This is a genomic window from Microcoleus sp. N9_A1, from assembly GCF_036701795.1.
GTDB lineage: Bacteria > Cyanobacteriota > Cyanobacteriia > Cyanobacteriales > Microcoleaceae > Microcoleus.
In genome coordinates this window covers 8,852-27,828 of the sequence record NZ_JAUBRI010000026.1, presented here as the reverse complement: position 1 = coordinate 27,828, position 18,977 = coordinate 8,852, and the positions used below count along the sequence as shown (strand labels likewise).

Annotated in this window: 14 protein-coding genes and 1 pseudogene; 5 read left to right on the top strand and 10 right to left on the bottom strand. The window is 45.8% G+C overall.

All coding sequences use genetic code 11. From position 1 onward, the window contains the following. Positions 1-2 precede the first annotated feature (2 nt). The 5 genes from QUA58_RS14200 to QUA58_RS14180 all read left to right on the top strand — a co-directional run bounded on the left by QUA58_RS14200 (position 3) and on the right by QUA58_RS14180 (position 4,982). A complete protein-coding gene (locus tag QUA58_RS14200; RefSeq protein ID WP_333394591.1) occupies positions 3-1,367 on the top strand; it encodes a serine/threonine-protein kinase in 1,365 nt (454 codons plus the stop codon). Between the two features lie 250 nt (positions 1,368-1,617). Further along, a complete protein-coding gene (locus QUA58_RS14195) occupies positions 1,618-2,130 on the top strand; it encodes an inorganic diphosphatase (protein WP_333251614.1) in 513 nt (170 codons plus the stop codon). 477 nt (positions 2,131-2,607) lie between these two features. After that, positions 2,608-3,516, top strand: coding sequence for an MBL fold metallo-hydrolase (locus tag QUA58_RS14190; RefSeq protein WP_333394590.1), 909 nt, complete (start codon positions 2,608-2,610; stop codon positions 3,514-3,516). 20 nt (positions 3,517-3,536) lie between these two features. Further along, positions 3,537-4,103: a diheme cytochrome C gene (locus tag QUA58_RS14185; protein WP_333394588.1), complete on the top strand. Its 567-nt coding sequence runs from the start codon at positions 3,537-3,539 to the stop codon at positions 4,101-4,103. Between the two features lie 321 nt (positions 4,104-4,424). Then, positions 4,425-4,982 (top strand): HPP family protein, encoded by a 558-nt coding sequence (locus tag QUA58_RS14180; protein ID WP_333251611.1) that lies wholly within the window; start codon positions 4,425-4,427, stop codon positions 4,980-4,982. Positions 4,983-5,127: 145 nt separating this feature from the next. Here the strand turns inward: QUA58_RS14180 and QUA58_RS14175 are convergent, their stop codons facing one another. The 10 genes and pseudogenes from QUA58_RS14175 to QUA58_RS14130 all read right to left on the bottom strand — a co-directional run. Continuing rightward, positions 5,128-6,264 carry a phosphodiester glycosidase family protein gene (locus tag QUA58_RS14175; protein WP_333394586.1) on the bottom strand — a complete coding sequence of 379 codons (1,137 nt, stop codon included), beginning with the start codon at positions 6,262-6,264 and terminating at the stop codon, positions 5,128-5,130. Positions 6,265-6,402: 138 nt separating this feature from the next. Continuing rightward, the gene (gene ppc / locus QUA58_RS14170) at positions 6,403-9,528 is read right to left on the bottom strand and encodes a phosphoenolpyruvate carboxylase (RefSeq protein ID WP_333251609.1); all 3,126 of its coding nucleotides are present in this window, start codon (positions 9,526-9,528) and stop codon (positions 6,403-6,405) included. A 403-nt stretch (positions 9,529-9,931) separates the two neighbouring features. Then, positions 9,932-10,156 (bottom strand): hypothetical protein, encoded by a 225-nt coding sequence (locus tag QUA58_RS14165; protein WP_333251608.1) that lies wholly within the window; start codon positions 10,154-10,156, stop codon positions 9,932-9,934. 104 nt (positions 10,157-10,260) lie between these two features. After that, on the bottom strand, positions 10,261-10,413 hold the full coding sequence (locus QUA58_RS14160) for a hypothetical protein (RefSeq protein WP_333394585.1): 153 nt from the start codon (positions 10,411-10,413) through the stop codon (positions 10,261-10,263). A gap of 260 nt (positions 10,414-10,673) precedes the next feature. Beyond that, positions 10,674-11,075 carry a Coagulation factor 5/8 type-like protein gene (locus QUA58_RS14155; protein WP_333394584.1) on the bottom strand — a complete coding sequence of 134 codons (402 nt, stop codon included), beginning with the start codon at positions 11,073-11,075 and terminating at the stop codon, positions 10,674-10,676. Positions 11,076-11,295: 220 nt separating this feature from the next. Further along, on the bottom strand, positions 11,296-11,715 hold the full coding sequence (locus QUA58_RS14150; protein WP_333394583.1) for a hypothetical protein: 420 nt from the start codon (positions 11,713-11,715) through the stop codon (positions 11,296-11,298). Between the two features lie 138 nt (positions 11,716-11,853). Beyond that, positions 11,854-12,923, bottom strand: a pseudogene (locus QUA58_RS14145) (IS630 family transposase). Between the two features lie 67 nt (positions 12,924-12,990). Next, a complete protein-coding gene (locus tag QUA58_RS14140) occupies positions 12,991-13,641 on the bottom strand; it encodes a hypothetical protein (RefSeq protein WP_333394582.1) in 651 nt (216 codons plus the stop codon). Positions 13,642-14,079: 438 nt separating this feature from the next. Further along, a complete protein-coding gene (locus QUA58_RS14135) occupies positions 14,080-14,379 on the bottom strand; it encodes a hypothetical protein (RefSeq protein WP_333251604.1) in 300 nt (99 codons plus the stop codon). A gap of 13 nt (positions 14,380-14,392) precedes the next feature. Next, positions 14,393-18,977: S8 family serine peptidase (locus QUA58_RS14130; RefSeq protein ID WP_333394581.1), on the bottom strand; the 4,585-nt coding region annotated here is incomplete at its 5' end.

The following is an 18,977-nucleotide window of genomic DNA, read 5'->3' as shown; positions in this document are numbered from 1 at the left end:
ACATGAGTAGCAGAATATTAGCAGAACGCTACGAAGTGCAGCGACAACTAGGAAAACAAACAGGCCGCCAAACGCTGCTGGCTCGCGATATTCAAACTCAAAAATTAGTTGTCATCAAACAGCTATTCCTCGGTAGCGATTTTGAATGGCAAGACCTCAAGCTATTTGAACGGGAAGCGGAAACTTTAAAAGCACTTTCTCACCCATCAATTCCGCGCTACCTCGACTACCTGGAAATTGACGAACCAAACAGTAAAAGCTTTGCCCTGGTACAGACTTATGTAGAGGGAAAAACTTTGGAAGAGCATTTGCGTTCGGGGCGTACTTTTAGCGAAAGCGAGGTGAAACAATTAGCTAAATCGCTGTTAGCAATTTTGAATTATTTGCACAAGCAAAATCCTCCTGTTATTCACCGTGACATTAAACCCAGTAATATTTTACTGCACAGCAGATCCGGTAACTCGGTCGGACAAGTTTATTTAGTTGATTTCGGTTCGGTGCAGAACCAAGCTGCAAAATTTGGCGGGACAATTACGGTAGTCGGAACTTACGGATATATGGCACCGGAACAATTTGGCGGGCGATCCGTTCCAGCTTCGGATCTCTACGGTTTAGGCGCAACTTTAATTTATTTGGTAACAGGTTTGCATCCGACCGAACTGTCCCAGCAGGATTTAAAAATTCAATTTGCCGATCGGGTAAGGCATCTCAATTCTAATTTAATAGATTGGCTGGAGTGGATGACAGAACCGAGCTTGCCCAAACGATTGTCTTCGGCCCAAGAAGCATTGCAATCGCTCAAAAATCCCCGCCCGATCGATAAAAAGTCTATGGCAGTGCAACGGCAAGGCAGCGATGTTAAACTAACAAAAACTTCGGATTTTATAGAAATTACCACTCCGCCGCAGGGAGTCGGTTTTGGTTTAATTGCCCTGGTTTGGAGTTGGATTGCTGCGAATCTCAAATTATTGTTCGAGTTTGTTGAGGGGCGGACATATGCGGAATTTAATATAGTATCAGGAATTTGCTTAGTTACGGTAGTAGCAATGTTTCTATGTGCGCTATTTCGGGAATTGCATCTCAGAATTGATCGGGAGCAAATCTCCCATACCAGCAATCTGCTGGGGTTGAGATGGAATCATTCCAAGCCTGCCCGCAGACAGGACATTTGCCAGTTAGAAATTAAACAAATTGGATACAAAGTTTCTCAGATGATTATTCAAGCCGGCAACCAAAAATATCGACTAGGAGTGAAGCAGGGACTAAGTGAATCAGAAATCGAGTGGTTAGCGACAGAACTAAGCCAGCGGTTGGGATTGAAAATTCACAGAACTTTGAGAAACGGTAAAACAGATAAATGGTTCTGAAAATATCTCCGATCGCCCAAACAAAGCATTCCCCTCTCAAACTGTAGGATGCGTCCCGCCCCTCCGGTGTATTTTCCCAGCAGGCGGGACACCCCACAAGCATCATCCTCAAATTGTGCAACCCCCATCGCCCTCCCCCGCATTCTCTCAATCTCATGCAGCCGTGCGGCCCGATCGCCCGTAAAATGCTATCAAAGGGATTTGGCAAGTAGCACTCATCCCAATCATCTGTTAACTTGGAGATATTGTTGTGGACTTATCGCTAATTCCGGCACAGCCGAAACCAGGACTGCTCAACGTCCTCATCGAAATTACCGCCGGTAGCAAAAACAAGTACGAATTTGATAAAGACTTGCAAGCCTTTGCTCTCGATCGGGTGCTTTCTTCCTCAGTCCAATATCCGTGCGACTACGGCTTCATACCCAATACCTTAGCCGATGATGGCGACCCCCTCGACGGCATGGTGATGATGGATGAGCCCACATTTCCAGGGTGCGTGATTGCGGCTCGTCCGATCGGAATGCTGGAAATGATCGACGGAGGCGACAGGGACGAAAAACTCCTGTGCGTTCCCGACAAAGACCCCCGCTATGCTCACTATAAGTCCCTCAAAGACGTAGCCCCCCACCGCTTGGACGAAATAGCCGAATTTTTTAGAACCTACAAAAATTTGGAGAAAAAAGTCACAGAAATTCTGGGTTGGCAAGATGTCGATCAAGTAATGCCCTTAGTGGAAAAGTGCATCGCAGCCGATCGCAAATAAGCCCCTAGCCCGCACTCCTCGACTGCAACCCCGACTAAAAACTCAGGAGGCCGAACTTAAGGCGATCGCTGCACGTCTAGGGATGCAGTCGAGGAACGGGTAGCTAGAATGTCAAATCAGTCGTGAATGCCGAGTCACCGGAACGGCATTCCTCAAAACCCCGCCCCCAATCTTGAAAAAAATACTACTCCTAGAGTAATATGAAGCGCAAATTCTACCCCAGGGGAATGCGTTCTACGTTTGAGAAAATTTTACCCTAAGACTCTTGTTCGGCGCTATCTTAATCTCAGAACACAGAACAAGCTCAACAGCCCACAGGGTACAACAAATAATCTCTCAAGCGTGACATCTCCTACAAGTATTAGGCACTCGAATGGTTTCCCGATCAAGCGCTTGATTATAGTACAGATTGCTAAAAACTAAAAAGTAAAAACTAAGATTTCAACTCCCAAATTCCTGCCCCCAAAACTAAAAAAAATGCCTGATTCCGCACCCTCTCTACCCAATCCACAGCCTTCCGATCGCAAAGCCACAATGGAAAATAGTCCTTTGACCGAGTTTGTCGTTCAGTTTTGGGGTGTGCGGGGCAGCATCGCCACCCCCGGCACCAAAACCCTGCGCTACGGAGGCAACACCTCCTGTGTAGAAATGCGCTTGGGCAAAAAACGCCTAATCTTTGACGGTGGCACTGGCCTGCGAGTTCTGGGCTTAAACTTGCTGCGGCAAATGCCTGTCGAAGCCCATATGTTTTTTAGTCATACTCACTGGGATCACATTCAAGGGTTTCCGTTCTTTACTCCCGCCTTTATCCCAGGGAACTGCTTTCACATTTACGGTGCGATCGCCCCCAACGGCACTACCATCAAACACCGTCTTGCCGATCAAATGCACCACCCCAATTTTCCAGTCCCCATCCAGGTGATGCAATCTGACCTCAAATTCAACGATTTGACCCCTGGGGATATTCTCGAACTAGACGATGTGAAAATAGAAACGGCGCTGCTCAACCATCCCAACACCGCGATCGGATATCGAGTCACCTGGGAGGGACACACGGCCGTCTACTGCACCGATACAGAACATTTCCCCGATCGCCTGGACGACAATGTGGTACACCTAGCTCGCAACGCCGACGTGCTGATTTACGACGCCAACTACACCAACGAAGAGTATTACAACTTCAAAACCCCCAAAGTCGGCTGGGGACACTCGACTTGGCAAGCAGGAGTAGAAGTAGCGAAAGCTGCTGGAGTCAAAAAAATCGTGATGTTTCACCACGATCCGGGTCACGACGACAATTTTCTTGATGGAGTCGAAGCAGAGGTGCAGGCAGCGTTTGCCAATGCCTGCTTAGCCCGCGAAGGCATGAGCATACCAGTGATTTAATCAAAAATAAATTCAGAATTATGAAACAGGAAAAACCCCGCAAACGTCGCATAGTAGGCTTGCGGGGGCTTTACTCAACGTTGCTAGTATTGATAATTATCTGTTGTACCTGCGGCGGATGGGTTGCAGCTCAGACTGCCTATTCTGGCACTCCCGCGCGACTGGCTCAGGTATCTTCGATCGAGGATAATGGCACTGTCGATCATATCCCCGAACGCTACCAACTCGGACAGCAACTGTACCTAGAAAACTGCGCCACCTGTCACATCGGTTTACCGCCGCAAGTATTACCCACAGAAACTTGGCGCCGATTGCTGCAAGATCCCCAACACTACGGACAAACCATCAAACTGCTAGTAGACCCGCCCCGCATCCTAGTGTGGAACTACCTGCAAACTTTTTCCCGTCCCCAAGCAAAAGATGAAGAACTGGCCTACCGAGTCGCCAGTTCTCGCTATTTCAAAGCACTGCACCCCAAAGTCAAGCTGCAGCAACCAGCAAATATCAGCAGTTGCGTTACTTGTCACCCCGGTGCATCTAAATACAATTTCCGCAAGCTTACCGCCGAGTGGGAAAACTCTCCGTAGCGCAGATTAAGTTCGTCATTATATCCGAGTGCGATCGAGACGATCGCACTAATCAGAAAACGGCGATCGCATTCTGAACTAGAGACTTATCCCAAGTGTGGGTGCGATCTTTCAATTCATGCTTACTGCGCCTCGCACCTTACAAATAACCGACCAAACTTGCTAGTCCGTTCCAACGGAGTGGTTAGTGGCAGCTATAGTGGCATAGAAGTAAAAAATCTGTGCGTTTAACTACTTTTTGACCAATTGTTATGATATCTTAACTTTACCCGAGGCTAGTTCAGACAATTTAAGAAGCCTGGTTATCAAGTAACCTGATTTATGATTGACAGTAAAAAAATTCAACTGAAATGGGAAAGTTATTGGTTTAAAACCTTTGGGAGATGGCGTAAGTGTCCATTGACCTGCCCAGTAGACAGACCTCATCCTCGGCATATTTTTTGGAGTTTGATTGGCAGTTTTTTGGCAATTACTGCAACGTCCTATCTTGCTTTAAAAACTAATTCTCCTTTACTAATGGCTCCGTTTGGCGCTACAAGCGTTCTGATCTTTGGTGTCCCTGACAGCCCTTTGGCTCAACCCCGGAACGTCATTGGGGGCAATTTATTAGCTGCTCTCACCAGTTTAATGATTGTGCATTTTCTCGGTTCTTCTCCCTGGGCGATGGGAATGGCTGTTTCTAGTGCGATCGGAATTATGCAGATTACCAGAACTCTACATCCGCCTTCGGGAGCAGTTGCCTTAGTCGTCATGATGACCAAACCAGACTGGAAATTTTTGCTAACACCTGCTTTTGAGGGCTCAATAATCTTGGTCTTGTGCGCCGTCATCTTTAATAATTTAGCGGCAGAAAGGACGTATCCCAAGCACTGGTTATAGCATGATCTCTAATTCTCTCATCCTTCCCTCGGGATCACTACCCAAAATCGGGATGCTCCCTCGATTCCTTCTTCCTTCTTCCTTCTTTCTTCCATCCGTTACATCCCGATCGCCTGCAACGGAAGCCGAACTTCATTCTGCTAGATCAATCAAAAAAAACGGACGGATCGGGGGAAGGTCGAGATCCCTTTTGAAAGCGTTCCCAGGACTCCTTTAACTGAGCCGGCGCTGGATTTTCGCGATCGTAAACCACCAGCACATTCGTCAAATTCCGGCCCGGTGGCAATAAAATTTCCCCTTGATGAGCCAAACCCACGGAAGCGCCCCCGTCCAAATTCATCGCTTCAAAACAGCCCATCGCCTGCATAACCTTAGCTTCTGCTTCCAAAGACAAACTATCAAGAAAAGTCACCAAAAATAACTTATCTCTGGAAGCTGGAAAGCCGATCGCCGTTCTCGAACCCACGCCCAAAACATGAGAATCTTTAAAACCTTCCGATAAAGGAGACAGCCAAACTTTCCCCCCTTTAACCAATCTCGGCCCGCAAGTCAGAGAAAACCAATGTTGACTCCAATCCGGCTTACCTTCAGTTCTAGCCGTCACCATTTCCAATTGATTTCCCGCTTTAATCCCCAAAGTCGTGCCGTAATTTTCCCATCGGCTGTATTTCAGAAACTTACCCGCCGCCACCATATTTCCCAGCACAGATTTCTGCTCATCTTTACCAAAAAAAGTCCCGTTAGCAACAACAGCAGCCCGGTAACGCGACACCATATTTTCAAAAGGTTCGTCGCCCCGCGTTACTTTAGAAGTATTTGCAAAATCTGCATTATTAGCTAACCCAATTGTGATATAAATTTCCGGGTCTGCAAGGTCAATAGTTGTTAGATAAAAACTTGCGCCAGCTACATTTTGGCGGCCCAGTTGTACAGGTTTTGCTTGCTTAGCGGAACGTTTGAGAATTTGAGGTTGAGACGGCGGCGAAGCAGGAGAATTTTCGGAGGATTTTACAATAGGATTACTCGGCAGAGGTTGATTGGTTTTTCCCGATTTTACAATGGGATTGTTAGGGAGATGTGGAGGAGTTTGATTTGATTGTATACTGGATAAGAAAGCGAGTGACTTTTGCCACACTTGACCCGCGAGAGTCAAGAAACTATCTCGGTTGTGGGCGATCACAAAATAGTCAGCCGCAACCCGCGCCAAAGCTATGCCCGTTAAAAATAAAAAAGTGCGCCGCAGCATCGGGCGGCAACCTTCAGACTGTTTGCGTTTAGACATAAAAAAATCTCAGCTAGGATAGCGAACAGTTTTCTATGGCTGTGACTACAATGGGCGATCGCCTGAATTCTGAAACTACCAGTGGTAAGGTGCGCTGCAGCGCACCTTACCACTAATTCAAAACTCAAAACTATTTCCCTAGCCCGTATTCCGCATCCCCGCAGCAATACCATTAATAGTCAGCAGAGCTCCCCGCAACAATTCACCCTTGCTGTAACGCGAGTGAATCACCCCCGGAATCCCGCCACTACCGTGCTGCCGCAAGCGTTTCAGCAGCGAAACCTGTAACAAACCCAAAGGCACAATCGTCGCATTTCGCAACTGCACGGAACGCTGCAATGCCGGATCTTCGTCCAACAAACGTTGGTGTCCGGTAATAGTTAAAACCAAATCCCGAATCAAGTGAAATTCAGCAGCAATTTGATCGAATAAAGCCTTAAAACGCTCCCTGTCAGCCGGCAAAGCTAACTCCTGGACGTAGTGTTCTGCAATCTGCAAATCCACCTTAGATAAAGTCATTTCCACCTTAGAAATTACCATTCTAAAAAACGGCCATTTCAAGTAGAAATACTGCAAAAGTTTCATGTGTTCTTCCGGTTCCTCCAGCAAAAACTCTTGCAAAGCTGTGCCGACACCGTACCAAGAAGGCAGCAAAAAGCGGCTTTGAGTCCAGCTAAACACCCACGGAATTGCCCGCAAACCGCTGATGTCTTTTTTGCCGCCGCGCCGGGCCGGGCGAGAACTAATTTGCAACTGGCTGATTTCTTGAATCGGGGTAACTTGGTGGAAGAAATCGACTAAATCCGGCTGTTCGTAGATTAAATGGCGGTAGTGCGATCGCGATCTCACCGACAACTCCTCCATAATCTGATTCCAAGGGTCGATGCCGTCAAAACCAGTGTGCAGCAAACTAGCTTGAATTACCGCCGCCGCCACAGTTTCCAAATTGTAAAGCGCCAACTCCGGCAAAGAATATTTAGAAGCCAAAACCTCGCCTTGTTCGGTAATCTTAATTCGCCCGCTGATACTCTTTCCGGGCTGAGCCAAAATCGCCTTGTAAGCAGGCCCGCCGCCGCGCCCTACAGAGCCGCCCCGGCCGTGAAAAATCCGCAACTCCACACTGTGTTTTTCCGCAACCATTTGCAAAGCTTTTTGAGCTTTCTGAATTTCCCAATTACTGCTGAGGAAACCAGAATCTTTATTGCTGTCAGAATAGCCCAGCATTACCTCTTGCAATTTTATCTTGTGGATTGGGTTTTGTGGATTGTGTTCGCTTTTATCCGCTACTTCCTGCGCGTATCCTCCTGTTAGCAGAGCCCTATAAAGCGGCAAATCAAATATTTGCTGCATTACTTCCGGCGCTTTTTTCAAATCTTCCACCGTTTCAAACAGGGGAACTACTTGAATGGTGCTAATTCCTGTCGCCGGATCGTAAAGTCCTGATTCTTTTGCTAACAGCAAAACCGCCAGCAAATCGCTGACATCGTGGCTCATGCTGATCACGTAAGTTTCGCAAATTTCCGGACCAAACTCCTGCTGCATTTGCCGCAATATTCGGAAAGTATTGATTGTCTCGCAAGTTTTGGGAGAAAACGGCAATTCTGCAGGAATTAAAGGGCGGCGAGTTTGCAGTTCTGTTGCGAGCCAAATAATTCGATCGCATTCCGACATTTGATTGTAAGGCTTGGGCAAAATTTGCAAGTATTCAGCAATTTCGCTCAAAGCGTCGGAGTGTACTGTTGACTCTTGGCGGATATCTAGGTAAGCCAAATTAAACCCGTAGATTTCTACTTGGCAAAGCAGATTTTCCAAGTCCCGACAACTCAAACCTGTTTCCACTAAATTGTGCTCAATGAGCTGCAACTCGGCCAAAAACTCAGTTCCCGATCGATAAAGGCCGGTCATTCCGGGATGTTCCGACAAAGCTTCGCGCTCCCGCTGCAACTCGTCTCCTTTGTAGAGCCGCCAATTACGATCGCGCGTATTTTCCAGTCGCTGCAGCACGTAGGCCAGCTTCAACCGATAAGGTTCTTGGCGGTAGCGGATTGCCCACTGCTCGTAAACCTCCGGGAATTCCGATTTGTCGCGATCGAGAGATTCCAGCAATTCCGGCAGCACGTCGCTCCAGTGCAGCGACAAACTCAAAAGTTCGTTCAGCCGTTTCACCGCGACGATGTACTTTTCTAGCACCAAGTGGCGCTGATAGCAAGCCGTTTGCCAAGTAACTTTTGGAGTCACAGAAGGGTTGCCGTCCCTGTCGGAACCCACCCAAGAACCGAACTTGCAAAAATTGTAACTAGGGGGTTTCAGATAAGGGTAAGAAGCGTGCAGAGCTTGTTTGAGGCGGTGGTAGAGTTCGGGAATAGCATCAAACAGCACTTCCTCGAAGTAGTGCAGAGTGTACTCCACCTCGTCAAGCACAGTCGGCTTGAACTGGTGCAGTTCGTCAGTGCGCCACCAGAGGCGAATTTCTTCCATCAGTTGCTCTTGGAGAGCCGCCGCTTCCCAGCAAGACACCGGGTAGGGGCTTGGATAGTCTGCCCCTAACACCTGAAATTTCTCGTCAACTTGGTCTAGCTGTTGGAGAATCTTCGCCATTCGTCGCTGTTTGGTGCGGATCGTGTGGCGGACAATTTCCGTCGGGTGAGCGGTGAATACTAAGCGGATGTCCAACTGATCGATCAAGCGCTGAATTTGCTGGCTGGGCACGTTCAAGCGCAGCAGCATGGGGAACAGTTGGTGAAAAGTGCCGGCATCGCGGGCGATCGTCTCGCTGCTGTCTGCCTTGCTCAAAGCCATTTGGCCGGGGCCGGGGCCTTCCCTGTGGCGCGGGCGATCGGGGGCATCGGTTGCTTGTCCTGGCAGCTTAGAAAACATCCGCCCACCAGCATCGTTGCTGCTAGCGTAAGCTAGCTGTTGGTCTCGCTGTTCGTAGTGCTGTTCGACAATGTTGATCAACTGAAAATACAGTGCAAAAGCCCGAGCGGCGCGGATGGCAGCGTTGAGATCGAGCTTTTCGATTAGCTGTACGACATTCGACTCGCGAAAGTGAGTGGCTTGTCCCTCGGCGGAATTGACCGATCGCATTTGTTGGAGCAAATCCACCAATTCCTGCCCGCACTCCTGTCGCAGCACCGATTCCCACAAGTCCTCTACTACTTTGAGGCGATTTCGCAGAAACAGGTCTGATTTTGAGTAAGCGGGAGAATGGGAAATAGATGTTGCATCAATAGCCTGTTCTGAAGACTGGAGGACTGAACTCATCGGGCTGTTCCTCAATAGCTGCGGGTGTCAAGAAAATTGTATTGTTTAGTTTCGCCTAAAACACTTTTGTTTGCAGTCAAATTTGAGACAACTTATTGCAAGGTAGAAAGTAAAAGGCACTTATTTACAAAGTATAAGGAAAAATTAATTCTCACAGCACGGATTGTACCGATTGTCAAGCTTTCAGGTTCGTTGATTTGCGATTTGAGATTTTAGACGATCGGCGTGAGACGTTCGGCGATCGCGTCGAACGATGTGAGATTTACTTCAAAGATGAATCTGGGCTCTTGAACTAGGGTCGAAAATTTTGAGCTCTCCACGACAGAAGTCGGGGGCTGGTATTTGTTTTTTGGGCGGGGTCAAAAAAATTAACTTCTAGCTGCTGCATCCTTCCTTGCGCCTTCTAGTCCTGTGATTGAGGAAAGTTGAGCACGGGGAGGCGCGAACCCCGAAAGACTTCTTCGCTTTCAACGCCGAGCGACGCAACAAACTCAGCAGCAGCTTTAGCCACCACCAACCCGCCCAGCATGGGTAAAGCGACCAAGCTCAATAAAATGTCTGAGGGAACTGGCAACTTTGGACTGTTAGGTGTTTGAGTTTTGAGCAAGTCTTGGTGTTCCGACGGCATAGATCCTTCCTGCGTATTCTGTTATCCCTAGTTTACAGGCTAGGGCGGGTTTTCTTGCCTCGTTGTATCCTAGATTGGAGCAAGCTCCGGTGTTCCTCCAAGAATTAGTGCCGTGTCGATCGCACGCCAGGCAGGGGTGCGTGCTGATATCCCCTGAAGGATGTGACACAAAAATGAGAGGATACGACGATCGCCCGTACAACAGCTTTTTCAAGCCGATCGATCGCCCTTCCCGATCGATCCTGCGGCCAGTACAAAAGTGAGAACGCCCGTTTGTTCAATCAGACCGGCCGATCATCGACTCAAAGGAAATTGTACCCGGTGTACGATCGCCCGAGGGGTATAAAACTATCAACAATCATGCGAGCGCACAAAACAACTCGCTTGTAAAGTCGATCAACTCAAAGGAAATTGTACCCGGTGTGCGATCGTCCGCAATTTAAAAAGTCAGACTTGGTTGTTGTTTCGCTCCACCATCTCTCGTAACTGGAGCTGATATTTTATGGTCCAAATCTCACTAAATACCTAGATGCAAAATAAAGAATTCACCTTCAATCACCTGATTGGCATAATTTAGCAAAATTTGCAGCTTTTCCAGAAGCAAGTCTCGCTCAACTTCGATATTATGAACTTTGGGTGGACTAGAAACCGTTCTGTCACCTTCTATAATTATTCCTCCATCAAGCTGAAATTTATCAGGAGCTTTTGAAAATAAGCGAGACCATGAATCGATTACGTGATAAAACATTTCCCCATCTTCTTGGTGAATAATTGTAGTACCATAAAGCGCTAATCCCTTTGTTTTCTTTTTATAGGGAAGTGAAAGATGAGTACACGGTATCCACATTAAGGTATCATTCATGTACCGCATTATGTCATCGTGGATACTAACTTCAAACTCCTTTTCATAATAATTCATGCACTTTGCATAACTGACTTCTCCTTCTCTTAAGCAAAAAAATCTATGTTCTAGCGCCATATTTCAACAAACCTCTTTATTCTATTAACACTTGATTCAATCAGCGATGCCAAAGTTTTCCAAAATATATTATACCATATCTTCCTTGATCCAAATCTACTAAATCTATGTATTTATCTCCCAGTTCGTACCTAGAAACATTTGAGGTAGCTCCACTTATTCAGCGTATTTGGGTTGTTTTATCATTCAGAACTACTTGTTTAAAATCCTCTGCTAGCTGAATATATTCCTCCACATTATTTGCACCTACTTCCGCACCATGATCCCTAAAATGTTTTTTTACAGAAATTTCAGGTGTCGCCTCACTACCTGGATGCCATGAACGAGTATTGATATACTCATACGCTGGATTAAAAAATTCTTCCAAGTCCTCATCGGGAACATCATCCCAAGGATTATTACCGGAATTACTTTGAAGCACCTGAACAATCAGATTAGAGAGATCCTGGACACTAACTCCCACTAAGCTGATCCCATGTACTAGCGCTCCCAATCCTGCAGCAACCAGTGCGGGGTTTCCAGTTAAACCACCTCCAATACTACCACCAGCTCCAAACAAAATTTCCGCTATTCCTTGCAAAATTCCGATTAAATCAGCAGTAGCCCTTCCTGCCTGAGCTGCTTGACTCTTTTGTAAGAGTTTTTCCAGTTTGTCTCGTGCTTGTGCTCCTCCTGGTAAGTAGGTCGGTATAAAAAAACCAAGGTAAGTAAAGAAATGTTAACAAGCGGAATTGGAGCTGAATTTAAAGCGATTAGTTATATAATTTCCTCGTTGCCCTCTCGCTTCAATTCCATCCATTACTGCGTAGGCAATATCTAGTTCATCTTCAAACATTTGTCCGACCAGTTCATGATTTTTAAGTTGCTGCCATTCCAGTTCAATCTTGTTCATTTCCGAACAGTATTTAGGTAAAAAGAAAATATACAATCCCTGGCTTTCCCACTGAGACCATTTTTGTTGGACATCCAGAGATTTGTGTATGGGACCATTATCTTGAATTATCACTCTGATCCGTCCAGTTAATTTCATTTCCAACTCAGCTTGTTGTGCTTCATTTTCCATCATAGTGATATATGATTTGCTGCTAAAACTCCCGACAGCAAACCCATATGCGAAACTGACACACGGCTGTAGCAAGCCTAAAATACTAAGTCTTCGCCCCCTTCGTTTAGTTTGCTCTAACCGTTTTTGCACTCCTATTGGGTAATATGTATATCCAGTGGGACTCCACAAGCAAAAACCTGATTCATCCAGATATTTCAGATCGATTTCTCCCGCCGCCGATGCCAACTCCAACATATCTTGATCTGCCTGTTTTATTGAGCGTTGTAATGGGTCTTGCTTGTTTTTATGGCTTGGTCGGGTTCGTTTCCAAATAATCTTTTTTTTTTGAGGATACGTCTTAATCTGTCAGGACTTAATTTGACCCCACGTTCTTGTTCTAATTTTTGAGCAAGTTGACGACTATTATATCTGCGTGGTTCATTTCTGAGACATTCTTCTAGATGAACAATGTCTGATTCTTTCCATTTTGGTTTGACCCCTCTACCTCTGGTTGACCATAATCCTGTCAAACCCATTTTCACCCACCGATGAATTACTTCTCTAACTGTTTGCTCTCTACAATTAAAATGAGCTGCTATCTCCTCTACATAACATCCCTGGGAGTTTAATCTAATAATTTGTGCTCGATCTTTTACTTTTTGAGGTACTGTTGTTGCCGCCCTCAATTCAAATAGTGTTCGGTCTTCTTCTTGATTGAGAAATACTCTTAAACGTGCGCCCATATTTGTTGATTTTGTAAATTAAATCTTGAGTGTTTACTTATCTTAACATAATTTGGTTTTTTTACGCCTACCTACTTATCAGAAGGTCAGTGAAAGGCTGAAGTAAAGCCCCATTATTCTTGAGATAGTAGTAAAGAAGCGCGCCTAAAAATTCCAGAACAGCTTGCTTGCCTTGTTGAGATAGCTCCAACAACCTTTGGATAAATCTACGCAATTTTGCCAAAAATTTGTCCCAAGGGCTTTCGTTCTTAGGGCTACTTGCATTAAAATAGCCATCTCTATTAATTACCTTCTGAGACTCAAGCTCTTTGTAAATATCAGTTGGGAGCCAAAAAGTCTTGTCTTCAGAAGCATTTTTAGATGCAGCATCTTTAAAAATCACAGTCGGCAACTGCCAAATATCATCACTCGGCTTCGGAGGCTTCATCAAATCCGGTGGCACATCTTGTTTCGGCGCCTTATTCAACCGCGGCGCTTCCCCAAATTCCGGCAAATTATTCGTCTGGGTCTGTGTTCCTTCTGGGTCAAATGACCCCCTCGTTACCTCCGATTCACTCGGCGCATACTTGCCATCTTCCCAACTAGACTTCGACCAACTTTCACTCCAACTATTCCTCCCATCATCCCATACTGTCCCACTGCGAGTCCAACTCCAACTGCTGCCATTACTCGTCGAGACACCCCCTTTCGTCACCGATTCTGAGTCGTAACCGCTCACAGTTTCCGTCCAACTGTAACCTCCCTTAAAATAAGACTTGCTATAACTCTCACTCCAACTAGAATACTTGGAAACCGAACTAGCTACACCCTTACTATCCCGTGTGCGATCGCCCGTAATTTCCTCGTAATTTTAGAAAGTGCGAGCTCCCGTCATTTAAGAAAATGCGATCGCAGGTAAGGGAAAAGCGCGCTCGCCCCTAATTTAAGAAAGGACGATCGGCCGTAGTTGAGAAAAGAGCGATCGCCCTAATCTCGAAAAATCCGATCGCCATTAATATCAAAGTGCGATCCCCTCAGATTCCCTCCGCCCGCCAGAGAAAATTACGATCTCTCGTAATCCAGAGAAATACTATCACCCTTCTTTGTAAAGCTATAGATAATCATTCGAGCGAACAAAACTAATCGCCCGCCACGTCGATTATTTGAGCTTGTCATATTATCCCTCTTTTAGTGGGACAATCGTCTCCGCTACAGCTCTTAATATTGAGGCGAGGCGATCGAAATCAACATATGTGGGGATATGTTCTTCGGATATAACTTTTTGCAGGCTTTTCCAATCATCTATCAGTGAACCTACATCTAGACTAACATCAGTTTCAAAGTTTGTCCATTCATCAGACGAAACTATCCAATAGTAATCTATATCATTAATATCTAATGATATAATGCCCTCTTGTTCCATTTTATTCATGAGTTTATCAAACAATATCCGTAGTTCACCAACCGTCACATTCATCGATTTATCCTCTCTATCTGCGATTAAGTTCTTGTTCTATTTTGATTAACTCATCTCTTTGCTTCTTGATTTGTTTTTGAAGTGCATTAATACGCCCCTGTATAATTTGTTCCCTTATTTGTGGATTTGGTGCGTTTTTAAGCCTGCCATCGTTATCATAAGCATCGGGATTTGCTATGTAGTCATTGAGCTTTTTCTCGTGTTCTTGGATTAGGTCTTGATAGGAGTTTCGGGCTTTCTCCAATTGAGGTGTTGTCATCTTTTGGTAAAGTTGACTCCCTGTACCGCCTGTTCCTTGAGAATATAATACTCCAAGTTCCTGAACTATATTTCTTAGACCAGCCACCAACGTAGTTGTTCCGTGTAGTCCCAAAGCTACACCTGCTACTATGGCGGGAGCACCTCCGATGCAAGTGAATCCTGCTATACATAAAAATCCACCTCCCGCGGCAGCACCACCGCCTGCTATGATTTCCAAAATTCCTGTGACAATTGCTGCCCCATCTCCTAACCGTTGTCCCCACCAAAAATAATTGTAGTCGGGAAGCCCTTTAAGCCCTCGTTCCACATCTTGTTCTTGTCCATCCCAGTAAGGGTTGAAGACCTGGAATAACCATTTAGTTGAATCTCCGATATTACGTAGATACTGATATACTGCGCCAGCAACAAACATCCCAAGAGGTCTAAAAAAATTCAACAATTGTTGAATAACTTCTGCCAGTGCAGAACGTTTGTTTTCAGGTAATTTTCCACCAGGAGCACCAGAACCACCAGACGGATTATTAGCTAAATAATCATTCCCACTCCCACCTGAAGGCGCATCAACTTCATAACTAGCAAAGACATCTTTAAACTCAGGCTCCTTAACAATAAAAGTCGGCAACTGCCAAATATCATCACTAGGCTTCGGCAACTTCTGAAAATCAATCGGCACCTCTTGTTTCGGCGCCTTATTCAACCGCGGCGCCTCCCCAATTGAGGGCAAATCATTAACCTGCTCCCCCGTCCCCGAAGCATCGAACCCTCCCCCTGCTGACGAGGACTCAATCGTCGTATACTCCCCATCTTTCCAACTATATTTCGACCAACTTTCACTCCAACTATTCCTTCCATCATCCCATACTGTCCCGCTGCGAGTCCAACTCCAACTGCTGCCATTACTCGTATAGACACCCCCTTTCGTCACCGATTCTGAGTCGTAACCGCTCACAGTTTCCGTCCAACTGTAACCTCCCTTAAAATAATACTTGCTGTAACTTGAACTCCAGCTAGAATACTTGGACACCGAACTAGCTACGCCGTTACTATCGTAAGTGCTTTCGCTCGACCATTTCTCGTAACTCGAACTGCCATTTTCTGTTTTTTGGCCATCTTTATAAGTTGTAACTGTCTGTGAATTCCAAGTACGGGAGGTGTCGCTACTGTTAGATGAGGTGGAATTGTTGCCCTCGGTACTGCTGTTACTTTTGGTAGCGGTTATTGTCGATTCGTCGCTGGTACTTTGAGTAGTATAAGTATCAGCATTATACTCGCTCTCCCACTGAGCATGATTTTCTGAATAATTTTCAAGCTCGGAATTATAACTAACTTTCCCCTCACTGTTGCTGCTGGAAGAATTAGACTTACTGACAGAATAAGTATCCCGATTGTGGCTGCTAGTTGACGGCCCGTTTTTGTAACTTTGCGTGTCATTCCCTTGACTTACAGAATAATTGTTATTGCGGTTGTTGTGCCAGTATGAGGGGCCGTTGCTGCTGTTGGTTTCTTGAGATTGATTGACGGTGTAACTGTCTCGATTGCTGGTATTTTTTGACTGGCCGTCATCGTAACTGCTGTGATAATTACTATTGGCTTCTGAATAAGTATCGCGGCTGTTGCTGCCGACTGTTTTGCCGTCAGTTGTAGTGTTGTCCCAAGTTGAATTGATTACTGAATAGTTGTCGCTGCTGTTGCCATTTTTGTAAAAACCGCTGCTACTGCTACTCTCATAGTTCGAGCGATTTACTTGGCTTTCTTCCCCGCTGTGAGTGTTGATGGAACTATTACCATTGCTGCTATTCGTCCAATCGGCTTTGCCTTGAATTTGAGTTGAACTGTTGTTGAGAGAACTTCCGGTGCTGCTAGTATAGTGAGTGTTTGAAGTTGATTTTGAACCCCAATCGTCTTGGCGGTTGCCGTTATTAATTGCATAGTCGGTTCCGTATTGACTGTCTGATTGGGAAAAACTGTTTCGGTAACTGTCGGCAGTGGTGTTTGTAGTTTGTTCGGGACTGGTATAATTGCTAGAAGAGCGGGATTTTTGAAGATATGAGCTTTGGTCGTTGCGAGTGCCTTCGTATTTAACTCGGCTGTAGTTTTGCTGCGATTGATTTGTGTTTTCTACTGAGTTTTGGGAAAAGTTTTTGCTGGTGTAGGTAGCAGCATTTGTGCTGGAATCGCTGGTGTATTCGTTAAAAGAGTTGCCCTTGCTGTTGGTGTTGACGGCGTTTTGATCCCAGCTTGATTCGGTGTTTGAGAAGTTGCTATTGGTTTGAGAGTTGGTGATGGTTGTGCCGTTGGAACTACTGGTAGAGGTAGTTGTATATGGCGCTAATTCTGTGGTATAGGAGCTGGTGCCAGAGTTGTAGTCTCCGGTTGAGGTGCTGGTAGTTTTTGGTGTGCCTGGGGCGTTGGTTGCGGTCGGTCTTTCTGAGGGTTTGGCTGTACTATTCGGAGAGTTACTGACATTTGCATCGGCATCAATCAGCGATTTTGTCAATTGTTTGGTGGCTGCTAATACTGGTATTGCGGGGATTGTTTCTGTGGCGGTAGCAATTGCCAATTCGCGGTTTAATATTCCGTATCCTGTCCTTTCGTCCCATGAGGGTACGTCGATGTCTGTTGCTGTTTTTAGGAGGATGTTTTTGATTTGTTGGCGGTTCAGTGATGGGTTTGCTGCCCACATTTGGGAGAGGGTATTTGTAACGAAAGCAGCAGCGATTGATGTGCCTTGTTTTGTTTCGGTTGTTGACTGTTCTGCTGTTTGTGTAAGGCTTGTTGGTGCTAGGATATCTAAACCGCCTCCGTAGCTGGAATAGGCGGCTCGATTGTTGTTTTCGGATGCTCCGACTGTGATAATGTTGTCGAATTCGGTGGAGGCTTGTCCGAGGGCTGATGCGAGAGTTCCTTCATTACCGGCCGCTGCTACAATCAGAATGTTGTTATCTTGAGCGTATTTAAGTGCTGATTTTTCTTCTGGTGTCAGTTGGTAGCGTGTGGTTTGCGTGCCGTCGGAATTGATTTGGGTTAAGTCGAAGCTGAGGTTGACGACAGCATTGGGTTGTTTGGAAGCTTTGGCGGCGTCTACAAATTCTATCAGGGATTGCTGCCAGTTGCCGCTGCCAGTTGCTCGTCCCAACCAAATCGCAGGAGATTTTTTGATGTCGCTTTGATTGTCGGAGTCGCTGATAATTTCTAAAATTGTGTCGCCGTGTTGGTTTGCTTGGTTTGGTTGGAGTAGGGGATTGTTGTCGCCCTCGATTAAGTCTTTTCCGAGGATGATTTTGCTGTAGTTGATGTTGGGATTGTTGGTTGTGAAGCCGGTGTCGATGATGCCGATTAATGGTTGGTTTTGTTGGGGGAGGTTGGGGGTTATTTCTGGTTGGGTTTCTGTGTCGGTGATTGTGTATTCGTTGATGGTTGTTTCGGAGTCGCTGTCAGTTGCAGTTGCGATTTCGGAGTCAGCGATGATATGAAGTGAATTGTCTGGCTGATTGTTTTCCTCGGATGGTATTTCGGGAGTAATGGCGATGTTTTCGGAGTCGAAGTCGGGGTTTACATATTCATCGATGGTTGTTGGTGGCTGATTGTCGCTGTCGGCGGTGATATTTTCCGATTGTTGTGAGTGATGATTTTCAGTGACTGCAATTTCGGGAATAATAGTTTGGGCGTCGGTAACTATATATTCTGATGCGGATGGTTGATGATTTTGGCTGGATTCTGTTTCGGGAATGTTAGGGAATTGTTGGGCTAATATGCTGTTGAGGCTTTCCCACAGTTGGGAAATTTCTTCGGGAGAAATTAGCGGGAAATTTTCAGGAGTTTGGCTGGCTATTTCGGGGGTATCGATAAGAGTTGGGGAGATGTTTTCAATTTCCCCAGTGAGAATGTCTGTGGATTCTGCGGGTATTGCCGATATTTCTGGTTTGTCGGGTTGGAAAAAGACGGGTGTTTCGATTTTGTCACCTGTGATGAAGTCGATTGAGTTGACAACTGCGATCGCTGGTTGAGTGTTTTCTGAGATAGTTGAGATGATATTTTCGGAAATTGTGGGGTTTTCGGTTTCTCCCGCTGAGGAATTTTCCGTTTTTGGATCAGCAGGATTTGGATCAGAATTGGGATTTTCAGAAATTGTCGGATTTTCAGTTTCTGTGGCAGAGGAATTTTCCGTTTTTATCTCAGCAGAATTCGGATCGGAATTGGGATTTTCGGAAATTGTCGGATTTTCAGTTTCTACTGCGGGAGAATCTGTTTTTGGATCAGCAGGATTTGGATCAGAATTGGGAATTTCAGAAACAGTCGGATTTTCAGTTTCTGTCGCAGAGGAGTTTTCCGTTTTT